This is a genomic window from Dehalococcoidia bacterium (assembly GCA_035574915.1).
Classification (GTDB): Bacteria; Chloroflexota; Dehalococcoidia; order DSTF01; family WHTK01; genus DATLYJ01.
The window spans coordinates 1-20,829 of record DATLYJ010000105.1 but is presented as its reverse complement, the minus strand read 5'-3'; the positions used below and the strand labels follow the sequence as shown (position 1 = coordinate 20,829).

General features: G+C 66.1%; 22 protein-coding genes, 1 pseudogene and 1 riboswitch. Of the genes and pseudogenes, 14 read left to right on the top strand and 9 right to left on the bottom strand.

Translation table 11 applies throughout. The features are described from left to right. Positions 1-53: 53 nt before the first annotated feature. The 8 genes from VNN10_09875 to VNN10_09840 all read left to right on the top strand — a co-directional run bounded on the left by VNN10_09875 (position 54) and on the right by VNN10_09840 (position 7,218). Positions 54-1,565, top strand: a complete 1,512-nt coding sequence (locus VNN10_09875) for a DUF1800 domain-containing protein (GenBank protein HXH22328.1) — start codon at positions 54-56, stop codon at positions 1,563-1,565. 38 nt (positions 1,566-1,603) lie between these two features. After that, positions 1,604-2,857, top strand: coding sequence for a DUF1501 domain-containing protein (locus VNN10_09870; GenBank protein HXH22327.1), 1,254 nt, complete (start codon positions 1,604-1,606; stop codon positions 2,855-2,857). Between the two features lie 7 nt (positions 2,858-2,864). Next, the gene (locus VNN10_09865) at positions 2,865-3,089 is read left to right on the top strand and encodes a hypothetical protein (GenBank protein HXH22326.1); all 225 of its coding nucleotides are present in this window, start codon (positions 2,865-2,867) and stop codon (positions 3,087-3,089) included. Beyond that, the gene (locus VNN10_09860) at positions 3,089-4,009 is read left to right on the top strand and encodes an FAD:protein FMN transferase (GenBank protein ID HXH22325.1); all 921 of its coding nucleotides are present in this window, start codon (positions 3,089-3,091) and stop codon (positions 4,007-4,009) included. Before VNN10_09865 ends, VNN10_09860 begins: the two co-directional genes overlap by 1 nt. Further along, positions 4,006-4,623, top strand: coding sequence for a ferric reductase-like transmembrane domain-containing protein (locus tag VNN10_09855; protein ID HXH22324.1), 618 nt, complete (start codon positions 4,006-4,008; stop codon positions 4,621-4,623). The genes VNN10_09860 and VNN10_09855 overlap by 4 nt, the downstream gene beginning before the upstream one ends. A gap of 101 nt (positions 4,624-4,724) precedes the next feature. Beyond that, positions 4,725-6,491 carry an alpha-glucan family phosphorylase gene (gene glgP / locus VNN10_09850; GenBank protein HXH22323.1) on the top strand — a complete coding sequence of 589 codons (1,767 nt, stop codon included), beginning with the start codon at positions 4,725-4,727 and terminating at the stop codon, positions 6,489-6,491. Positions 6,492-6,563: 72 nt separating this feature from the next. Continuing rightward, the gene (locus VNN10_09845; GenBank protein HXH22322.1) at positions 6,564-6,659 is read left to right on the top strand and encodes an AURKAIP1/COX24 domain-containing protein; all 96 of its coding nucleotides are present in this window, start codon (positions 6,564-6,566) and stop codon (positions 6,657-6,659) included. A gap of 40 nt (positions 6,660-6,699) precedes the next feature. Continuing rightward, positions 6,700-7,218 carry a hypothetical protein gene (locus VNN10_09840; GenBank protein ID HXH22321.1) on the top strand — a complete coding sequence of 173 codons (519 nt, stop codon included), beginning with the start codon at positions 6,700-6,702 and terminating at the stop codon, positions 7,216-7,218. Here VNN10_09840 and VNN10_09835 read toward each other — a convergent pair whose 3' ends face one another. Beyond that, complete coding sequence (locus VNN10_09835; GenBank protein HXH22320.1) at positions 7,219-7,569, bottom strand: hypothetical protein; 351 nt, start codon at positions 7,567-7,569, stop codon at positions 7,219-7,221. Between the two features lie 222 nt (positions 7,570-7,791). Here VNN10_09835 and VNN10_09830 point away from each other — a divergent pair, with 222 nt between their 5' ends. The 4 genes from VNN10_09830 to VNN10_09815 are packed head-to-tail and all read left to right on the top strand — an operon-like array spanning position 7,792 to position 10,315. Further along, complete coding sequence (locus VNN10_09830; protein HXH22319.1) at positions 7,792-9,114, top strand: glycine--tRNA ligase; 1,323 nt, start codon at positions 7,792-7,794, stop codon at positions 9,112-9,114. 12 nt (positions 9,115-9,126) lie between these two features. Next, positions 9,127-9,318, top strand: coding sequence for a hypothetical protein (locus VNN10_09825; protein ID HXH22318.1), 192 nt, complete (start codon positions 9,127-9,129; stop codon positions 9,316-9,318). Further along, positions 9,293-9,553, top strand: coding sequence for a type II toxin-antitoxin system RelE/ParE family toxin (locus tag VNN10_09820; protein HXH22317.1), 261 nt, complete (start codon positions 9,293-9,295; stop codon positions 9,551-9,553). The genes VNN10_09825 and VNN10_09820 overlap by 26 nt, the downstream gene beginning before the upstream one ends. An 18-nt stretch (positions 9,554-9,571) precedes the next feature. Further along, a complete protein-coding gene (locus tag VNN10_09815) occupies positions 9,572-10,315 on the top strand; it encodes a DNA repair exonuclease (protein HXH22316.1) in 744 nt (247 codons plus the stop codon). On the opposite strand, the pseudogene VNN10_09810 reads toward VNN10_09815, so the two are convergent. The 7 genes and pseudogenes from VNN10_09810 to VNN10_09780 form a co-directional block, all read right to left on the bottom strand. Further along, positions 10,312-10,554 (bottom strand): annotated as a pseudogene (locus VNN10_09810) (DinB family protein). The gene VNN10_09815 and the pseudogene VNN10_09810 sit on opposite strands and share 4 nt — an antisense overlap. Positions 10,555-10,564: 10 nt before the next feature. Then, the gene (locus tag VNN10_09805) at positions 10,565-10,825 is read right to left on the bottom strand and encodes a DinB family protein (protein HXH22315.1); all 261 of its coding nucleotides are present in this window, start codon (positions 10,823-10,825) and stop codon (positions 10,565-10,567) included. Positions 10,826-10,962: 137 nt separating this feature from the next. Further along, positions 10,963-11,934 carry a nitronate monooxygenase gene (locus VNN10_09800; protein HXH22314.1) on the bottom strand — a complete coding sequence of 324 codons (972 nt, stop codon included), beginning with the start codon at positions 11,932-11,934 and terminating at the stop codon, positions 10,963-10,965. An 89-nt stretch (positions 11,935-12,023) separates the two neighbouring features. Further along, complete coding sequence (locus VNN10_09795; GenBank protein ID HXH22313.1) at positions 12,024-12,311, bottom strand: ferredoxin family protein; 288 nt, start codon at positions 12,309-12,311, stop codon at positions 12,024-12,026. Between the two features lie 424 nt (positions 12,312-12,735). After that, on the bottom strand, positions 12,736-14,982 hold the full coding sequence (locus VNN10_09790) for a VWA domain-containing protein (GenBank protein ID HXH22312.1): 2,247 nt from the start codon (positions 14,980-14,982) through the stop codon (positions 12,736-12,738). A gap of 25 nt (positions 14,983-15,007) precedes the next feature. After that, positions 15,008-16,402, bottom strand: coding sequence for a magnesium chelatase (locus tag VNN10_09785; protein ID HXH22311.1), 1,395 nt, complete (start codon positions 16,400-16,402; stop codon positions 15,008-15,010). 142 nt (positions 16,403-16,544) lie between these two features. Continuing rightward, the gene (locus VNN10_09780) at positions 16,545-17,516 is read right to left on the bottom strand and encodes an SH3 domain-containing protein (GenBank protein HXH22310.1); all 972 of its coding nucleotides are present in this window, start codon (positions 17,514-17,516) and stop codon (positions 16,545-16,547) included. A 162-nt stretch (positions 17,517-17,678) separates the two neighbouring features. On the opposite strand from VNN10_09780, the gene VNN10_09775 reads away from it, so the two are divergent. Beyond that, entirely contained in the window at positions 17,679-18,212 is a 534-nt protein-coding gene (locus VNN10_09775) for a hypothetical protein (protein HXH22309.1), read from the top strand. Positions 18,213-18,216: 4 nt separating this feature from the next. On the opposite strand, the gene VNN10_09770 is transcribed toward VNN10_09775, so the two are convergent. Next, on the bottom strand, positions 18,217-19,647 hold the full coding sequence (locus VNN10_09770; GenBank protein ID HXH22308.1) for a cytosine permease: 1,431 nt from the start codon (positions 19,645-19,647) through the stop codon (positions 18,217-18,219). 65 nt (positions 19,648-19,712) lie between these two features. Beyond that, a riboswitch (TPP riboswitch) is annotated at positions 19,713-19,816 on the bottom strand. Positions 19,817-19,924: 108 nt separating this feature from the next. Here VNN10_09770 and VNN10_09765 point away from each other — a divergent pair. Then, positions 19,925-20,829: cytochrome P450 (locus VNN10_09765; GenBank protein ID HXH22307.1), on the top strand; the 905-nt coding region annotated here is incomplete at its 3' end.

Genomic DNA, 20,829 nt, shown 5'->3' with positions numbered 1-20,829 from the left:
TCAATAATGAAATAGAGTGGACGCCCGGTGCCGGCGCGGACAAGGAAATCAAGATGACCGCACAGCAAACACGGGAATCCCTGCTCAAGACCTCAACCACGCGCAGGGCTATCCTGGGTGGTTCAATCGCCGCCGCTTCCGTCGCCGTCACCTATGCTGCCCTGGGTGACAAGTTCGGCATCCTCGACGGCCTGTCGTCCGGCTCCACCAGGTCTGACGCCGATGCCCTGAAGAAGGAAAGCGTCCGGATCAATCACCTCCTCCGCCGCGCCGGTTTCGGCGTCAGCCGCGAAGAGTACGACCACTACCAGAGCCTCGGCCTCAAGGCAACGATCGACGAACTCGTCAACTACACGAGCGTCGATGACTCCGCGGCCGAGACGCTGGCGGGCCAGATACCGCTCGACCGGCAGGGACTCCCCACGCGCTGGCTGGTCCGCATGGCCAACACCAAGCGGCCTCTGCAGGAGAAGATGACGCTCTTCTGGCACGGGCTCCTCACGAGCCAGATCAGCGTCGTCCAGGTCCCGGAGATGATGGAGCGGCAGAACAACTTCTTCCGCGCCAACGCCATGGCGACGTTCCCCGAGATCCTCAAGGGCATCTCCATGGACCCCGCCATGATGATCTACCTGGACATCAGCGGCAGCCAGCGGCGCGCGCCCAATGAGAACTATGCGCGCGAGCTCATGGAGCTCTTCGCGCTGGGCATCGGCAATTACACCGAGCAGGACATCCGCGAGGCCGCGCGCGCCTTCACAGGCTGGTTCGTGCCCCGGCGGCGTACAGGCAACAACGACTTCGAGTACGACGAACCAACCTTCCGTCCCAACCTGTTCGATGGCGGCACGAAGACCGTGCTGGGCCGCAGCGGCAACTTCCGGCCCGAAGACGTCATCGACATCATTGTCGAGCAGCCGGCCTCGGCGTCTTTCATAGTGGGCAAGCTGTTCGCATTCTTCGCCTACCCCGGCGCCGATGAGCAGACACTCAAGCCCTTCGTGGACACCTATTTGGGCAGCGGCAAGAGCATCGGCGCCACTGTCGAGGCCATCCTGCGCTCGGACGAGATGTACTCGCCCCGGGCTTACAGGTCCATCGTCCGTAGTCCCGTGGAGTACGCCGTGGCGGCGATCAAGGCGCTGGGGTTGCAGGGCGGCGTGGCCGGCCTGGTGGCGCAGAACCGGGGCCAGACGTTGGCGCAGATGGGCCAGGTGCTGTATGAGCCCCCGAATGTTGCCGGCTGGCCTGGCGGTGAGACGTGGCTCAACAGCGCGACCATGTTCGCCAGGCTCAACTTCATCAACCTGGTGACGGGCGGCGCGCCCCAGCCGGCGCCTCGCGGCGCGCGCCAGCAATCGCAGCCGGCCCCGGGAGCGAACCTCGGTACAGCCGCCCAGGCGCTCGACTACTACCTGCCCCTGGTGCTCGATGACAACGTGCCCGAGGAGGCGCGCCGGGTCCTCCTCGACTATGCCGGCGGGCCGGACGCGCCGCTCTCGCCAGAGCAGCTCCGCGGCCTGGTCTACCTGATCCTGGCATCGCCGCAGTTCCACCTCGCCTAGCGGAAACGGCTCGTGCTGGCGGAGAAGGAGGAGCAGCAATGATCACGCGAAGAGACTTCGTCCAGCAGAGCCTAGCCGTCGTCTCGCTGGGGCTGGCAGTGCCCTCGGTGTTTTCGAAGGCCGTCGCTGCCGCAGCCGAGGAATCAAGCGTGCGCTCCGTATCGGGCAAGACGCTGATCGTCGTCCAGATGGCGGGCGGTGTCGACGGCCTGAATACCGTGATCCCCTACCGCGACCTGAACTACCGCCGCTACCGCAACGAGCTGGCGATCACCGAGAGCGACATGATCCCGGTGAATGACCGCGCGGCTTTTCACCCCTCCTTCAGCCGGATGAAGGAGATCCTGGACGCGGGCAAGCTGGCGGTAATCGAGGGGGTCGGCTACCAGAACCCGAACTTCTCGCACTTCAAGGCGATGGACATCTGGCAGTTCGCCGATCCCGAAGGCAAGGTCAACGAGGGCTGGTTGGGGCGCTACTTCGAGGGCCTCACGGACGCGGAAGGACACCCGCTCACCGGTCTGAGCTACGGCAACCGCCTGCCGGAGGCCTTCCAGTCGGACAAGGTCTCGATCCCCGCCGTCGCGAGCCTGGAGTCCTTCCAGTTGCAGAATGCGGTGGGCGATCCGAACCCGGACCTGCGCCGGACCAGCCTCATGAAGCTGTACGATGTGTACCGGCCGGCGAACACACGCTTCGCGGCGCTCCTGGACACGACGCTGGACAACGCCTACCGGAGCTCCATCCAGCTCAGCGAGGCGCACAGCAACTACAAGCCTGCGGTCACCTACCCTCAGAGCTCACTGGCCACGGGTATGAGGCTCCTCGCCGAGCTGATCGACTCCGGCGGCCAGCCGGGGGCCTCGCCGCTGCGCGTCGGGCACGTCTTCATCGGCGGCTTCGACACGCACACCAACCAGCCGAACACCCTGACCCGCCTCCTGCGCGAGACGAGTGAGGCCATCCACGCCTTCTGGACAGACGTCAACGCCCACGGCCACGGCGACGACGTGCTGATAATGACCTGGTCAGAGTTCGGCCGGCGGGCCGGCGAGAATGCCCAGGCCGGCACCGACCACGGCTGGGCAGTGCCCATGTTTGTCGTCGGCAACCAGGTGAAGGGCGGCTTCTACGGCGAGCCTCCGAGCCTCAGCAGCCTGGACAACGGCAACCTGCGCTTTACGACTGACTTCCGTTCCGTCTACGCCACGATCCTGGAGCGCTGGCTCAAGGCCCCCGCGGACGACGTGCTCAACGGCCGCTTCTCGCAGCTGAACTTCCTCGACGCGTGAGGCGGCCATGAAGCTGCGCAAGCAGGCCCCGGCCAAGGCGCTGATCCTGGCATTGACCGCGGGCCTCCTCGGCGCGTTCTATGCGGTCATCCGCTCCGACCCGCGCATTGAGGCCACCGGACAGGAGGCGCCAGGCGTGGATTACGAGCGCTTCTTCGCGCCCACAGCACCCTCGCCGCCCATCGCAGACCCTCCGCCGATCACGCCGCGAGGACGGACAAGGGCAAGCTAGTGGTAGCGAGCACGCTCCTGCGGCGCGAATTCCGAGCGATGGGCACAACCCTGGCCTTGACGTGCCCGGACGCGCCAGGCGCCGAGCGGCGTCTCCGGCTGGCCGAGCGCTGGGCGCACGCTTACGAGGGGCGTCTCAGCCGCTTCATCCCTTATTCGGAGCTGTCCCGGCTGAACAATGCCCGCGGAACCGCCTTCAGGGCCTCGCCGCTCCTGTTCGAATTCGTGAGCCTGTGCCTGCAACTCGCCCGCCGCTCCGGCGGCATCTTCGACCCTACGCTGCTGCACGAGGTCGAAGCAGCTGGCTACGACCGCACCTTCGAGCTCATCGACAGCGCGCGCGCACGCCCGCCGCCAGCGAGGACGGCCTCGTACGAGGACATACGCCTGGACGAGAGGCGGCGGATGGTCACGCTGCCGTTAGGTCTAGCCCTGGATTCCGGCGGGCTGGGCAAGGGCTGGGCCGCTGACCGCCTGGCCGCCCTGCTCGGCGCGCCCTGCCTCGTCGATTGCGGCGGCGACCTCGCGGCGCTGGGCCACCCCCCGGGTGAGGATGCGTGGTACATCGCGGTCGAAGACCCGCTGGAGCCGCAGCGGGACCTGATGCTGATCGGCGTCGTCGACCGGGGCGTTGCCACTTCGAGCGTGCTCCGCCGGCGCTGGGAGACCGACAGGGGCGCGGCCCACCACCTGATCGACCCCCGGAGCGGGCTGCCGGCCTCGACGGATGCAGTGGCGGTCACGGTGGTAGCGCCAGGCGCGACTCTTGCCGACTTCCACGCCAAGGTCGCGCTTCTCAAGGGAGCGCAAGCGGGCCTGGAGTACCTGGATGGGGAAGCCGGCGTCGAGGGACTGGTCGCCCGCGCCGACGGGTCGGTGCTGCGGAGCAGCGGCTTCAGCGCCTACGTGGTGGCGGCGTGAACGAAATCGACCATACCTACTGGTACCTGAACCGCGCCTCCGGATTCGTCGCGTTCATCCTGCTCGCGACGTCCGTGATACTCGGGCTGACGATGACGGGCGGCGCGCTGGAGCGCCTGCTACGCCGCTACCGCGTCTACGACCTGCACCGCTTCACCTCCCTCCTCACCCTCGCCGTCACCGTGTTCCACATCTTCGTCGTGTGGCCGGACGATTACGTCCGCTTCTCGCTCGGCGGCCTGCTCCTGCCCTTCGCATCGCCTTACGAGCCCTTCTTCGTCGCTCTGGGCGTCTTCGCCTTCTACCTGGTGGCCGTGATCGTGCTTGCCTTCTACGTGCGGCACCTCGTGAGTTATCGGGCCTGGCGGCTGTTGCACTACCTGACATTCGCCGCGTTTGCGCTCGCTCTGGCGCACGGCGCCGGCGCCGGGACGGACACCGAGGCCGCATGGGCTCAGTACCTCTACGCCGGCGCCGGCCTGCTGGCCTTCAACCTCCTGGTGTACCGGGCGCTAAAGGGCAGCGCCCGGCCGGGCAGGGTCGCGGCCGCGCCGGGTGATCGACGTGACCGTCGCGGCGAGGCGAGGGAGCGGCGGACTGTTCACGGCGTCTAAACGGCGAAGCCAGACGTGCCGCTTGAGTCATACTCCCCTCCTGTCGCATGCTCACACTCGATAGGAGGGTGAAAAGAACCCCATCAGGCCGATAAACACGCATGCTTGAGCGACTGTCCCCGCCGCCGCGCGTCGCCTACTTCTCGATGGAAGCCGGACTCGAGTCCGCCATGCCGACCTATAGCGGCGGCCTGGGTGTGCTCGCCGGCGACACGCTGCGCGCCGCGGCCGACCTGGGTGTGCCGATGGTGGCGGTCACGCTGCTCCATCGCCAGGGGTACTTCCGCCAGCGCCTGGAGGCGTCCGGCGAGCAAATAGAGGAGCCGTATCCCTGGGAGCCTTCCCGGTTCCTCGAGCCGCTCGATATTCTCCTGCAAGTCACGGTGGAGGGCCGGCAGGTAGCGCTGCGACCGTGGCGTTACACAGTCAAAGGAGTGTCCGGCCACACCGTCCCCGTCTTCTTCCTCGATGCCGCCCTGCCGCAGAACGACCCCCGCGACCGGGCCCTCACCGGCCAGCTCTACGGCGGCGATGAGCGCTACCGGCTTGCTCAGGAAGCCCTGCTCGGCTTCGGCGGCATCGCCCTGCTGGAGGCTCTGGGCTGCCGGGACATCCAGACCTACCACATGAATGAGGGCCACTCCGCCCTCATCACGCTGGCGCTCCTGGAGGCGGCGCTCGCGCGCCAGGGCTCCAAGACGCCCTCCCCTGCCGACTTCGAGTCCGTGCGCTCGCGGTGCGTCTTCACCACCCACACGCCCGTGCCAGCCGGCCATGACCGCTTCCCGATGACGCTGGTGGAGGAAGTCCTGGGGGAAGCCAGGGCCGCGGCTCTCAGGGGCCTCCCATTCGCGCACGACGGTACGCTGAACATGACCTTCCTGGCGCTGTTCTTCTCTCGTTATGTCAATGGCGTCGCCCTGCGTCACGGCGAGGTCTCGCAGGCCATGTACCCGGGTTACCGGGTGCACGCCATCACCAACGGCGTCCACGCCGCCACCTGGACGTCTCAGCCCTTCCAGGACCTGTTCGACCGCGAGGTGCCGGAGTGGCGTCGCGACAACGCCTACCTGCGCTACGCCGTCGCCATCCCGGTCGAGCAGATTATGGAGGCGCACGCGCGGGCCAAGCAGGCCCTGCTGGCCGAGGTGCGTCGACGCACCGGGGTCGTGTTGGACGCGACGGCCATGACCATCGGCTTTGCGCGCCGGGCAGCGACCTACAAACGCGCGGCCCTGCTCTTCTCCGACCCTGACAGGCTGAAGGCAATCGCGCGGGACGTGGGGCCGATCCAGCTCGTCTTCGGAGGCAAAGCCCACCCTCGGGACGAAGCGGGGCAGGCGCTCATCCGTCGCGTGTTCGAGGGCGGCGCGAGCGTGAAGCCGGAGATCCAGTTCGTGTACCTCGAGGAGCACGATATGGCCCTGGGCAAGCTCCTCTGCTCCGGGACGGACTTGTGGCTCAACAACCCGCAAAAGCCCCAGGAGGCCTCCGGCACCAGCGGAATGAAGGCGGCGCTTAACGGCGTACCAAGCCTCAGTGTGCTTGACGGCTGGTGGGTGGAGGGCTGGGTCGAAGGCGTCACCGGTTGGGCCATCGGGGACGAGTCCGACATCGAGTCTGACTCTGCCTCAGAAGCGTGGTCGCTCTATAACAAGCTGCGCTACGTCATATTGCCGCTGTTCTACGACCGGCCGCAGGCTTACGGCCGGGTGATGCGCTCCACCATCGCGCTCAATGGCTCTTTCTTCAATGCCCAGCGCATGATGGAGCAGTACGTCGAGAACGCGTACCGGCTGGGCAGCGGCTGGCGCTTCGGCAACCACGAGGCTGAAGCCGGGGAGATGCGGGCCGACGTAGCCCGTTAGCACCGGCTGCCGGCGCGAAGCTGTCTGCTATACTTTTGCCCGTACATTGTGAGATCAAACCCGGGAGGGCTGATGTCGTCCGTCGTCAAGAAGCGCCGCAAGAAGATCCGCAAGCACAAGTACCGGAAGATGCGGAAAAAGACCAGATGGCAACGGATGCATAAGTAGCCTCGCCGCCCGGCCTTGAGCCGGGCGGTATCCTCTTCTCATGCCAGCAGAAAGCGTGAGCCTCTCCCTGCGCCAGGAGGACGCCCGCCTCGTATTCCTGGCCATTGCCTACCACCTCGGCCGGCCGGGGTCGGAGTTGGACCCGATGACCAAGCAGCCGGTCGAGCACGGCCTGGCGGAGGTCGCGCGCGAGCTTCAGCCTCAACTGAGGTTGGCCGTGGCGACGATCTCGCTCAACCCGGACCAGGTCACACGCCTGGTCTCGGGGATGGCCGGCTCGGTGACCGAGTTGAAGGCGTATCCCATGCTGGAGCTGCGGGCCGACTCCGGACGCCGCAGCACAGTACCGGGCTTCGACAGCACTCTGCGCCACCTTTTCCCGGAAGTGGACGAGGACGCTGAGAACGCTTACGACATCGCTGAGCGCATGCTGATGCTGCGTCGCCGCCTGTCGGGGGAACTGGGGCTCGGGCGGCGCGCGGCGATAGAGGCGCAGTCAGCCACAACGCCGCCAGCGGCCACGTCACGCCGGCGCCGCTGGTGGCCGTTTGGCCGCTGATCAGATTGCCGCTTCCGGCCCGTCGTCGTCCCGGACCTGGATGTTCGGGTTAAGGACGGAGATACCGTCCTCCTCCACGTCGATCTCCGAACCGCGTACCAGCTCGAAGGTCTTGGGGTCGATCACGAAGGTGATGCCCTGAAGGTGGAAGACGTGGTCGCTGGGGCGAGTGCGGTCCCCGGGGATCAGGGCGTGCACCGGCTGGCCGTCACGCACGTGGAACTCGAGACGGAGGACGATGGTGCGGGCCCGCTCCGGCGAAAGCCTCGCCTTGAGCCAGTCCGCGGCCGCGCGGCTCAGCGAGAGGTCGGGGCGCCGGCCGCCGTTCGAGGACGCGGAGCTGCCGTTCATCACCGCCATTATGGCGGCGCCAAGGTTGCGGTTGACAGTGCCCTGGCCGTCCCGTAGCGTTGAACCGTCATGAAGACGCCCCGCGACGCGCGCGCCGGAGGAGGACAGACCTAGGGACAGCCGAGGTCTGGCTCACCACGCGCCCCGAGACCTCGGTCCGGGGCTTTTTCATACCCTCATCACCATTCTTCTCGCGAGAGAGTGTCGATCGGAGAACAGGACATGAGCCAGGAACGGGCGGAGCTTCAGTTCGATACCCTCGTGTCGCTGTGCAAGCGGCGCGGCTTCATCTTCCCCGGCAGCGAGATTTACGGCGGCATCGGCGGCTTCTGGGACTTTGGGCCGCTTGGCGTCGAGATGAAAAACAACATCAAGCGAGCCTGGTGGAAGGCCATGGTCCAGGAGCGCGACGACGTCGTCGGCATCGACGCCGCCATCATCATGAACCCGAAGGTCTGGGAGGCCAGCGGCCACGTCGCCACCTTCACCGACCCTATGGTCGACTGCCGGAACTGCAAGAAGCGCTTCCGGGCCGACCACCTCGAAGGCGACGTCTGCCCGGAGTGCGGCGCCAGGGGCCAATTCACGGAGGCGCGCCCCTTCAACCTCATGTTCAAGACCTTCGTCGGCCCTGTCGAGGATGAGGCCAGCCTGGCCTACCTGCGCCCGGAGACGGCGCAGGCGATGTTCGTGAACTTCGAGAACGTCTTGACTTCGATGCGCAAGAAGCTGCCCTTTGGCATCGCCCAGCAGGGCCGCTCCTTCCGCAACGAGATCACCCCCGGCCACTTCATCTTCCGCGACCGCGAGTTCGAGCAGATGGAGATGGAGTTCTTCGTAAAGCCCGGTACCGACGAGTACTGGCACGACCACTGGGTCAAGGAGCGCCTCGACTGGTTCAAGCGTCTGGGCGTACGCGGCGACCACCTGCGCGTCCGCGCCCACGAGAAGGACGAGCTGTCACACTACTCGAAGGGCACCTACGACATCGAGTACCTGTTCCCGATGGGCTGGTCCGAACTAGAAGGCATCGCCAACCGCACCGACTTCGACCTCAAGGCGCACGCGAAGGTCAGCGGCAAGAGCCTCACCTACTTCGACGAGGAGACGAACGAGCACATCGTCCCGTACGTCATCGAGCCCGCCGTGGGCGTGGAGCGCACATTCCTGGTGTTCCTCTACGACGCCTACGATGAGGAGGAGGTGCGAGGCGAGAAGCGCACGGTGCTCCACCTCCACCCCGCCATCGCGCCGATCAAGGTGGCCATCCTGCCGTTGTCGCGCAACGAAAAGCTATCGCCTCTCGCGAGGGAGGTGGCGGCCCTCCTGCGGCCGCACTTCATGACCCAGTTAGATGACGCCCAGTCCATCGGCCGCCGCTACCGCCGCCAGGACGAGATCGGCACGCCCTTCTGCGTGACCATCGACTTCGACTCGCTCGAAGACCACGCCGTCACCATCCGCGAGCGCGACTCCATGGAGCAGACCCGCGTCCGCATCGAGGAGCTGGTCGAGGTGCTCCGGGAGAAGCTCGGCCCGGTGTAGGATAGAACCGTCATGAAGCAATACGTGATGGACGAACGGGGTCGCAAAACGGCTGTGCTCATCCCTATCAAGGAGTATGAGAAGCTCCTCGAGGACTTGGATGATCTCAGGGCAGTTGCTGCTCGCCGAGACAACCCGAAGTTGAGCGAGGACGAGGTCAAGCGCAGACTCCGCGCCGATGGCCTCCTTAAGAGTCGAGTATGACTCCGCCGCGGAGCGCGAGCTTCGCCGGATCGCCCCGCGCGACATTTCCCGCATTGTCGCCGCCGTTTCGAAACTCGCCGAAGACCCATTTCCGCGCCAATCTCTTAAGCTGGCCGGTGAAAATGACCTCTTTCGGCTCAGAGTGGGCGACTATCGTGTCATCTATGAGCTGGATGCGGGAGCGGGCGTGGTCACCGTCTACCGCATCCGGCACCGCCGAGATGCGTACCGTTGACTCACAGCCCGCGTCCTGATGCCTGACCGCCCACTCCGCCTCCTGCACACCTCCGACTGCCACCTCGACGGCGACATGCCCTACCGCGACGGCCGTCACCTCACCTCGCAGCACTTCGCCGCCTTCCGGCGCGTGGTCGATGCGGCGATCGACCTCGACGTCGACTTGCTGCTCATCGCCGGCGACTTTTTCGACTCCAACCGCGCGAGCGCCGTGTCCACGGACTTCGCCCTGGAGCAGCTGGCGCGCGTTGGGCGGCCGGTGGTGATCTGCCCCGGCAACCACGACTGCGCCGACCCCGGCTCGGTCTACCACCGCGTCGACTTCCGGGCCGCAGGCGACCACGTGCACGTGATCAAGGACGTCGGCGGCGAGCGGCTGCTCTTCGAAGATCTGCAGACCGTCGTCTGGGGCCGCGCGGCGACGGAGCGTGACCCATACTACCGTCCCCTCGAGGGCATGCCGCCGCGAAGCGGCGACTTCTGGCACATCGCAATCGCGCACGGGCACTTCATGGAGGACACGCGCTGGGAGCGCCGCTGGGGTCCCATCTCTCAGAGCGAACTGGCGCAGGCAGAGTGGGACTACCTGGCCCTCGGGCACTGGGACCGTCACGCCGACGTCACGCAAGGCAGCATGCGCGCCGTGTACTCCGGGGCCCCCGTGCCCTACAGCTATGCCGGCGCCTGCCTCCTGGTCGCCCTCGACCCCGACCTCGGTTTCGCGATGGAGCGCATCCCCCTCTTGCCGGACGAGGGCTAGACGCCGGTCCCTTCCCGCTCCCGCAAGAACGCGATGAAGTCCTGAAGCCCCGGCGAATGCCCAAGCCGCGTCAGCACGAGCGCGACTTCGCTGCGATGCTGCGTACCGTGGTTGGCGAGCTGAAGCAGCACCTGCCACTTCGGCTCTGAGCGCGGGACGCCCTGGCCCGTCACGTACTCGGACCGCCGCTCCAGGGTTGCGTCCGTTGCCCTCTCCAGGAGGGCGCGCAGCGCCCGCTCCTCCGCTTTTTCACATTGCCTGCAGCGCCTCTACGCTGTCCGCGCCTGTCTGGTCTGGGAGCAGCGCGTCGCCTGCGCACTCCAGGCGCAGCCGCCACAGTCGTTCCGCGGCGAACGTGTGCGCAAGCGTCTCGCCGATGCTCCCATGGTCGAGCCCAGCCGGGGCCCGGTACTCCTCCGCCGAAAGCAGTCTGGCTGCATCGAGAATGCGGTCGCGGGCCCAGTAGGCGTACTCGACCAGAGAACTGATGACGTCGACGGAGCTAAGCATCGCTCCTCCTCGGGCTGGGTGGACGGACCGCGGCCGGCCGGGCGTCACCCTTTAAGACTGGCAGACGGTGCGCAGCCTGAAGCGATGGCGTGTTCGCCGCTTGGCGTCCCCGGCGGATGGCCGGCAGACCGCCAGGGTCAAGCGCGTATCGCCCCCTGCGCTGCGCGCAGCGCGTCTTCCGCCTCTCGCACCAGCCGCCGCACGAGCTCTCCCGCCGGCACGATGTCTCGCACAAGCTCGACAGACTGCCCCGTGAACGGCATGAGGTCGTGGCCGCCGCCAGCGCGCACCGCGGCCACGATCATCGGGCCGACCTCCCGCGGGTCGAAGGACTCCGGCGCGTCGCGGAGCTGCCGGATGAAATCGGTTTCGAGCGCCCGTGGCGCCGCCTTCGGGCCGATCTGGGGCAGGTTGAAGGGCGGCATGACCCGCTCGGCGTTTTCCACCTTCACCGCCGAGAGCGCGCCCTCCGCGACTATGCGCTGCTTCCAGGATTCGTCGATGCGCATCTCAGGCGTGGCAAGGAACCGCGTGCCGAGTTGCACGCCCTGGGCGCCGAGGGCAATCGCGGCGGCGATGCCTCGGCCGTCAGCGATGCCGCCGGAGGCGATGACCGGTACGTCGCCGGCGAGGTCGACCACCGCGGGAACGAGCACCGTCGTCGCAACCCAGCCGGAGTTGCCTCCGGCCTCTCCGCCCTGGGCGATGAGCGCGTCGGCGCCCGCTTCGAGGGCCTGCTCAGCCGACTCGAGGTCACCGACGGTCTGCAGCCAGAGGATGCCGTGGTCATGGGCGCGCCGGACCAGCTCTGCAGGCACGCCCATATGAAACGAGATCGCCTTCGACCGCTCCGTCAGCGTCGCGTCGAAAGCCTCGGGGCTGAAGGGACGTCCCGTGTGATTGACGATGAACGGCCTCGCCGTGAGCGCGCGCAGCCGCCGCCACTGCTCCCGCAATTCGTCCGCGGTGCGGGTTGCGGTCCCGAGGCTGCCGATGCCGCCGGCCTCGCAGACCGCGGCCGCAAGGTCAACCGAATCCCAGGGTCCGAAAGGGGCTGAGATGATCGGGACGCTAATGCCCAGAAGGTCGCACACGGGAGTCTGAAGCATTCCGCGTACCTCCCGTGCGGCATTCTACGCGAACGCCAAACGGCGGCGCCTGCCTTCAGACGCCGCCGGAAGTGCCAGGGCTGGGACGGCTATGCCGGATGGATGGCCGCAACCTTGGCGCGCGCGGCCGCCTTGTCCTTGTACCAGAGGGCGTTGATCTCGATCCACACCTTCTGGTCCTCGGGCACGTCGTCCTCGGCGAAGATCGCGGTCACCGGGCAGGCGGGCTCGCAGGCGCCGCAGTCAATGCACTCGTCCGGGTCGATATAGAGGCACTGGTCCTCGTCGCCGTCATCATGTATGCAGTCGACCGGGCAGACGTCGACGCAAGAGCGGTCTTTGGTGCCGATGCAGGGCTCGGTGATTACGTAGGTCACGTCTTTCTCCTTCTTCCCAGAAAGCGCAGCATGCCAATTATCGGGCGGCTCAACGGTAGGTGGAAGCAGTTTACGAAGTATTCACTTCGCAAATACGGCCTTTTTAGGAAAATCGCCATCGGTCGTGCGCCCATGTCGATGTCGCGTGCGGGCGGCGGCGTCCTGAGCTGCCGCTTAGGGGTCGCACTACCGCCGCGGCCCCTCAGCGCCGGGCTCGGTTGCCATGCCTGGCGAAGGGCGACCTGCGGGCGAGAGCCCACTCCGGGTGCCGGAAGTGACCGAGAGGCAGGGGCCCAGGCATCAGCCTGTAGAAACGCCGGTATGTCTCGTTCCGCGAAACGCCGCTCTCGCCTGCGCCGCCTTGTCCGGAACGAAAGGCCGGGCTCTTCGCCCGGCCTTCGCGTGCTTGCGCTGCGTTCGGACGCTAGCCGCGCAGTGACTTGCGCTTGTTGCGGACGTAGTCGATGAGGATGTACTCGCCGAGGTGGTCCGGGGTCGTGTAGAAGACGCGGCCCTTGTTCATCTTCGCCATCTGGTTCACGAACTCTTTGAGGTAGTAGTTGCGGTCCAGCATGAAGGTGTTGATGGTGATCTTCTTCTGGGTGCAGCGCTTTACTTCCTTGAGAGTCTCGCGGATGGTGATCGGGCTCGGCGGGTAGGCGAAGTACGACCGGCCGCGCTCCAGGTGCGCCGTCGGCTCGCCGTCCGAGATCATGATGATCTGGCGTGTGCCCACCTTGTGCTTCGCCAGCAGGTTCTGGGCGAGCATGAGGGCGTGGTGCATGTTCGTACCCAGGACGCTCTCATCCCAGCGCACGTAGGGCAGCTGTTCCGGCTTCAGTTCGCGCGCGTAGGCCGAGAAGCCGATTATGTACAGCTTGTCGCGCGCGAAGCTGGTGCTGATCAGGTTTTGCAGCGCCATCGCGACCTTCTTCGCTGCCTGGAAGCTGCCGCGCAGCGCCATCGACCACGAAAGGTCGACCATCATGACCGTGGCGGTCTGGGTCAGCGCCTCCGACTTCCAGATCTCGAAGTCGTCCTTCTGGAGATGGATCGGCGGCGGCTCCCCCTCCCGCTTGAGCGCGTTCATGATCGTCTTCTCTAGGTGAAGGTGGAACGGGTCGCCGAACTCGTAGACCTTCGTGTCATCCGAGCGGTCGACGCCCCGGCCAGCGTAGTCAATCTTGTGCTTGCCGAGGTTTTCCTTCTTAAGTTGCGCGTATATCTCGCCAAGGGCCTTCTGGCCGATCTTCCTGGTGCCGCGCGGGGTCAGCTCCCAGGTATTGCCGCGCTTGCGGATATAACCCGCCTCCTCGAGTATCTCGAGGAACTGCTTTAGCTGTTGTAGCGTCTCGTAGGCTTCGTCGCCGAGGAGCTCACGCAGCTTCTCGGGGTCGATGTCATCGATGTCGCCACCGTACTGGGTGCGCTCCAGCTGGCGCTCGATCTCGTCCATATCCTGCATGCGGCCCATGAGCTCCATGGCCTGCTGCAGGTTCAACTCCTCGTCGCCGCGGAAGGGGTACTGGTTGCGAAGGTCTCGCTGCGGGTAGAGGAACTCGAGGTTCGCGGCCAGTTCGGCGAGCTCATCCCGTAGCTCGGGGTCGCCGATCTTGTCCATCAGCAGGTCCTGGAGCTGCTGGCGCATGTCCGCAGGCATGGAATCGAGCAGGTTCTGCATTTGCGCCACCTGGCGCTGCATCTGCTCGATGAGCTCTTCGAGGCTCTGCGGGGGGTTGTCCCCGAAGAGGTCGCCGTACTGCTGCATGAACTGGTTGAAGTTCGGCTCCCCGCCGGCCATCTTCTCGGACAGCATCTGGTTCAGGTCGCGGACCATGTTCTTGAGGCGCTCCATGTCCTCCGGGGACATGTTCGCGATCTGGGACTGCAGGTCCTGGAAGAACGTCTGCATCATTGCCTGCTTCAGCATCTCCATGAGCTGCTGAAACTCGGCCTGGGCCTCGGGGTCCATGAACTCGTAGTTCTGGAGGTCCTTCATCTGGCCGCCGAGGTCCTGGGGCAGGTTGTCGAGGAAGTTCTTCTTCCTCTCGATCATGTTCTTGAGCATCTCGGAGAATTGCTTGCGCTCCTCCTCCGAGAGCCCGTCGCCGGGCTGGCCTTGCTGGCCCTCGCCCTGGTCGCCTTGCTGGCCACGCTGGCCCATCTGGGGCCGGCCCGACTGCTGCTGGCCCCGCGGCCGCATGCCCTGCTGCCGGCCGGACTGCTGACCTTGCTGGCCTTCTTGACCCTCCATGCCTTCGGACGGTTCCCCGTCCTGGAGTCCGCCCTCATCGCCCGGCTCTCTCTCACTGGCGTCCGGGCTTTGCCCCGAGCTTGCCGAAGGGTCCTGGAGGCGCTGTTCGAGCGTCCTGCGCTCCTTCTCCAGGATGTCCTGGAGGCGCCTCTGGATGTCCTCGAACACGGACGAGAGGTTGAAGCGGTCGAGGGTGGCGCGGCGCTGCTGCCGCAGTTGCTGCAGGAGGTCGCGCAGGCCCTGCATTCGCTGCCCCATGGGGTCGCGCATGCCGCGCTGCAGCAGGTTCCGCAGCGCGTGCTGCAGGTCCCCGAAGTTCATCAGGTCGTCCGTGAGGGCATTGAGAATGTCGTCAGGGTCGAGCGGCGGTATCTCTTGAGTACCGTCCCACTCTGAGTAGCGGTATCTGATGACCATGGGATTACCTCGGGACCTGGCGGAGTCAGCCCCTGTACTGGACCCTGGCCCCAACCTTGTCCTTGTTCAGGCGCTTGTTGAGGTGCAGGCCCTCGAGAATGAACTCGATGGCGGAGGCGACCTGCGGAGGCGTCTTAGCCTCCACCTTCGCCATCTGCTTCTCGAGCCCCTCGACCTGCTTGAGGATGCGAGTGTAGTTGTCCGAGGGCATCATGTCGCCGACCTCGACAGAGATGCCGGACTTGAAGCGCGTGATTACGTCGTCGAACTCCGAGACGCTGAAGAAGCGGTTGAAGACGGCAATGATCGCCCCCTGGATGAGCTTCTCGATGATCTGCTCTTCCTTGCCCTCTTCGACGGTCTCGAATTCAACCTTGCCCTGGATCGCCGGGATTACGAAGGGCAGGTCGCTGACCCGGGGCACGACTTCATTCTCGCTCGTGTGGATCGCCCGTCGCATCGCGTTGGCAAGCAGGCTTTCGTAGTTGGCGATGGAGGCGCGCACGGAAACACCGGAGCGCTGGTTGACGTCCGGGCTGCGGCGCGCGAGGCGGCTGATCTCGGCGACGATTTCCTTCATGTACTGCGGCACGAAGACGCGGTACTCCTCGTCGTCGAAGCGCATCCGCTCCTGCTCCATGATGCCGATCTCGTGCTCGACCTGGCGCGGGTAGTGGGTGCGGATCTGGGCCCCGTAGCGGTCTTTCAGGGGCGTGATGATGCGGCCGCGGTTGGTGTAGTCTTCCGGGTTCGCCGTGGAGACGATGAAGACGTCCAGGGGCAAGCGGATCTGGTAGCCGCGGATCTGGACGTCGCGCTCCTCCATGATGTTGAAGAGGCCTACCTGGATGCGCTCCGCCAGGTCCGGGAGCTCGTTGATGCAGAAGATGCCGCGGTTCGTCCGGGGGATGAGGCCGTAGTGGATCGTCAACTCGTCGGCCAGATAGCGGCCCTCGGCGACCTTGATTGGGTCCACCTCGCCGATGAGGTCGGCGATTGTAATGTCGGGCGTGGCAAGCTTCTCACCATAACGCCGGTCGCGGCCGATCCATTCGATCGGGGTGTCGTCACCCTTTTCGTTGACGATGTCGCGCGCGTACTTCGAGACGGGCTCGAAGGGGTTGTCGTTGATCTCGCTGCCCTCGACGATCGGGGTCTCCTCGTCAAGGAGGGCTACCAGCGCCCGGGTCAGCCGCGACTTCGCCTGCCCCCGCTCGCCGAGAAGGATGATGTCCTGCCCTGAAAGGATCGCGTTCTGAAGCTGGGGAATGACCGATTCCTCGAAGCCGACAATCCCCGGGAACAGCTCTACGCCCGCCCTCATCTTCGCGATGAGGTTCTTGCGCATCTCTTCTTTCACGCTCAGGACCCGGTATCCGGAAGCCTTGAGCTCGCCTAGCGTCTTTGGTTTTCCTGCCACGTTCCCTCACTACCTCCTAGGTCCAGCGCACGCGACTGGTAATCCATGCACTGGACTCCGTCGTCCGCAGGCATCGCAATTATACCTGCACGGATAGGCATTGCCAGTAGAAGTCCGCCCCCGCGGTCATAGCGCTCGCGTTTCAGTCCAGCGGGTTCGGCGTTGGCGTGACCGTGGGAGTGGGAGTAGGCGCCACCAGCGTGACCTGGAAGGAGTTGTTGGTACGGTCCACGTCTGGCGCGGAACCAAATGGGTCGACGATCGCCTGATAGACTTCTTCCCCTGTGACATGCAGCGAGGTTGTCTGCAGCGTCGCGGTCGCGCCGACGCGCAGGAAGGGGATGGCGAGGCTAAGCTGCTCGCTGCGGGCGCCGAGGTCTCGCACGACCACGAAGATCGTGAAGCCAACCAGGTCATTGGGACCGCGGTTAGCGACCGTGACCGAGATCCTCCGGTCCGGCAGCAGTCGCACGGCTGTGACGACGAGGTCGGCAGGCCCGGGGCGCAGTTCCGGAGTCGCGTTGGGGTCGGGCGTACGGGTGGGCACGATGCTGGCGCCGGTTCCCTGGCGCTCGCCGTCGTTGAAGGCGCCGGGTGGGAAAGTCGAGATCGTGCGCGGCAGGGGCGTCGGCAGGAGCACCGCGAGCCGCGTCACGTCCGGCGGTTCGTCGACCGACGTCACCGGTATCCAGCCCCGCCCGGACGAACCGGGCGGGAACCTGATCGCGAGCCACTCGCCGGCGTCGTCTCTTCCCGTGACCTCGACGCTATCGCCCTTTGCCAGCACGCCGACAACGGCGAAGCCGTTCCCCGGCCCAAGGCGGACGTCGAGGGCGGTCTTCGCCCTCGGGCGCGACTCCACGGCCGGCGCGGCCGTGCTGGTCGCGAGCACGGGCGCGTCCGGTTGCCTGACGGTGGCGCGAGGCGGAGGCTCCTCGTCGACCATCGCGAAGGCAAGGAGCGCAAGGCCAACGCCGACGAAGGTGCCGACGCCGAAGCCGAACAGGAAGTTGAAGGGCGAAAAGCCGCGACGCTCGCCCTCCGGCGCCCCGTCGTAGCTCTCGCCAGGCCCCGACCCCGAATGCCCTCTAGGCGTATGTTGCATCTGCGGCATCTCATTCTAGCATCGGCCCGCGCCCGGGCATGGAATCGATGCCCCACCACGGCCGGTTCCCTCAGAGAGGCGGTGCAGGGCCATCCAGGGCCTCACACCCTCCTTGGGCCGCCAGGACTGTTATGATTAGGCCCCGCCTGCGATCCATTTATGTAGAGACGTATGCAAGAAGAGCCGGCGCCTACCACCCGCTCGGAGCTCCTCGAGCGCCTGCGCAATCTGGACGCCCTCCAATCGCAGGGCACGCTGGCCGAGCTTGCCTATCGCCGTGCGCGCGAAGCGCTCGAAAAGGCCCTGGAGGAAGCGGCCAAGATCCGCCTGGAGGCCCTCGAGGACGCCCGCGCAACCCGTGAGCGCGAAATGTCGCTGCTCATGGAGTCGCTGCGGGCCTTGCGTCTGTCGGCCGAAGCCCAGATCCAGTCGATCCTCACCTCGGCCGAGGTGGAGGCGCAGCAGGTGCGCGAACGCGCGCAGCTCGAAGCCGAGCGCCGCATCGAGGACGCCCGCCGCCAGGCCGAGGCGATAATCGCGGAAGCAGCCGCCGTGCGGGAGTCGGCCGACAAACGGGCGCGCGAGATAGAGGAGCTCGAGGCGGAGTTCAACCAGATGATCGAGCGCTTCATAACCCGCATCGGCATCTCCGAGAAGCCGGACGAGGGTTGGCTGAGGGCGCTTTTCAGGGCGAAGCCCCGGTGAGGCGTCAGGCCCCGGCTGTAGACTGCGCCGCGCTCGGCGCGCGTACCAGGAGACGCGACACCAGGAGATAGGCCAGGAAGCTAAACACGAAGGCCGGCGCGGTCCCGCCGATGTCGTCGATGAACGGGATCGTATCTGGCGCCCATGAGACGAAGTCGAACTCGTCGTGCGTCGTCAGCCAGGAAGGTTGCGCGGCCAGCGTGTAGAGGATGAAGCCGGCCAGCCACACCGCCACCGCGGTAACGTTGAACCCGCCGCTGTACCAGTAAGGGCCTCCGCTGCCGTAAAGCTGCTCTACGTCGTAACGCTGGGACCTCAGTACGAAAAAGTCCGCCAGGAAGATGCCAAACAGCGGCACGAAGACGCCGCCGATAAGCAGCAGGAAAGGCTCGTAGGCGAGCGCGTCCAGGATGACGCCCAGCGCGAACGCGACCCCGCCGACGGCAATCGTGAGGGCCGCGTGCCCGGCCCAGGGCAGGACATTGCGCAGCGACACGGCCGTCGAATAGATGTTGGCAAAGACCTCGTCGCTCTCTCCCGCGAGCAAGGCAATCAGCGCCAGCCAGCCGAGCGTCAGGGGCACCAGCATGTCGACGAAGGCATCGCCGTTGAAGAAGCCGACGTAGTCGGTGTTGAGGGCAGAGACGTACAGGGCGCCCAGGGCAAAGAACCAGATGTTTGCCAGCCCGTAGCCCACGTAAGTCCCGACCGCTGCTGGCGCCGCCCTGCGGGCAAAACGGCTGTAGTCGCCGACGAGCGGCAGCCATGAGACCGGCAGGCTGATCACCAGGTCGAGGCCGTGGAAGAAGTTCTGCAGCCCGCCTTCGCCGCCGCGGTCCCAGATAGCGTCGAAGTCATAGGCGTCGAACAGCCGCAGCGTAAGCCATACGGATGCGGCAAGCACAACCCAGACGCCGAACTTCTGCATCCACTGCCGCACCACCGTTACCGGCCCGCCCAGGGCCATGGCGGTACCGAGCAGGGCGAACGCCGCGAGCCAGAAGTAGTAGCCGCGGAAGCCGAGAAAATGGTCGCTGAGCCCGCTCGCCAGATTGGCCATGATGATGATCTCGAGGGCGGCCCAGCCGACGAGCTGAAGGATGTTCAATCCGGAGCCGAGGTAGGAGCCGCGGATGCCAAGGACGGCGCGGAGGCTCACCATGGTCGGCACGCCCGTCTTGCTGCCGATGACCCCTGCCGTCGCGAGCAGAGCGGCGCCAACGACATTCCCGATCACGATCACCAGCAGGGCGTCGCGCGTGCTAAGGCTCGGCACGAGCAGGCTGCCAGCGGCGATGATCAGGAGGCTGACGGCGAGGTCGCCCCAGAGGATGGCGAAGTCGATGCCGCGCAGGCGGCGGTGGCTCTCCGGCACCGGCCGGATGCCCCACTCCTCGGTCTCGATGATCTCGATGCCCGCCGCTTCGGTCGCCATGCTGCCGCCCCCTCTGCCTGGGCGAAGGTGGCGCCGCAAAATGACCGCGGTCCCGAGTCCCGCGGTCATGTCATCGTCGGTGTTCCGCGCCAGAATTACCTGGCCGGTCCAAACGGTCGACGCCTCGATGGCGCCCTCTCAGCCCCCGCGGGCTCCCGTCACCTTCGCTATTCGCTTGACGGCGCGATGTTAGCACAAGCGCGGGATGCAGTTGACATCCGCCACCTGCCAGCGTAGAAGCAAATCTGGCCCGCTTGCAGTCGCCGAGGGAGGGATCATGGCGCCCAGTGTCCTGAGCAAGGCCGTCCAGTCCGTCGCCGTAAGGGTCCTCCTCGCCCGGGAACTGCTGCAGGACGGCGCCGCTTTCAACCCCTTTGAAAAGCGTTACCTGACCGACCCTTATCCGCTGTACCGCAAGCTCCGGGAGAAGGACCCGATCCACCGCAGCCGCCTCTTCCCTGGTGTGATCCTCACCCGATTCGAGGACGTAAGCGCCATTCTCAAGGACCAGAGGTTCTCAGCCGACGACCGAAAGCTCCAGGGCTTCTGGGAGCAGAGGCGCAAGGCGCTGGCCGCCGGCGCAATGACGCAGGAGGAGTACGAACGGCCGCCCTCCATGCTGCGCCTGGACCCGCCGGACCACACGCGTCTGCGCTCTCTCGTAAGCCGCGCCTTCACGCCGCGGGCTGTCGAGGCGCTGCGGCCCCGCGTGGAACAGATCGTGGATGAGCTGCTGGATATGGCGGCGGAACGCGGAGAGATCGAGGTGATCCGCGACCTCGCCTATCCCCTGCCGGTCATCGTCATCGCCGAAATGCTCGGAATCCCGGCCGGGGACCGCGAGCAGTTCAAGGAGTGGTCAGACGCCATCGCCAACACGCTCGGCTTCAACGAGGACTACAGCGCTCAGAGGCGCGCGACCTTCGCGGCGCGCGAATTGCGCCAGTATCTGTCCGGCGTGGTCGAGGAGCGGCGAAGGGAGCCGCGGGAGGACCTGATCAGCGCCCTGGTCGCGGCCGAGCAGGAGGGGGACAAGCTCTCGGCGGAGGAGGTGTTCGCGACCACCGAGCTCCTGCTCATCGCCGGCAACGAGACGACCACCAACCTCATCGGCAACGGCCTCTTTCACCTCTTGCGAAATCCCGAACAGCTCGAAATCCTACGGCGGGACCCGGACCTCAT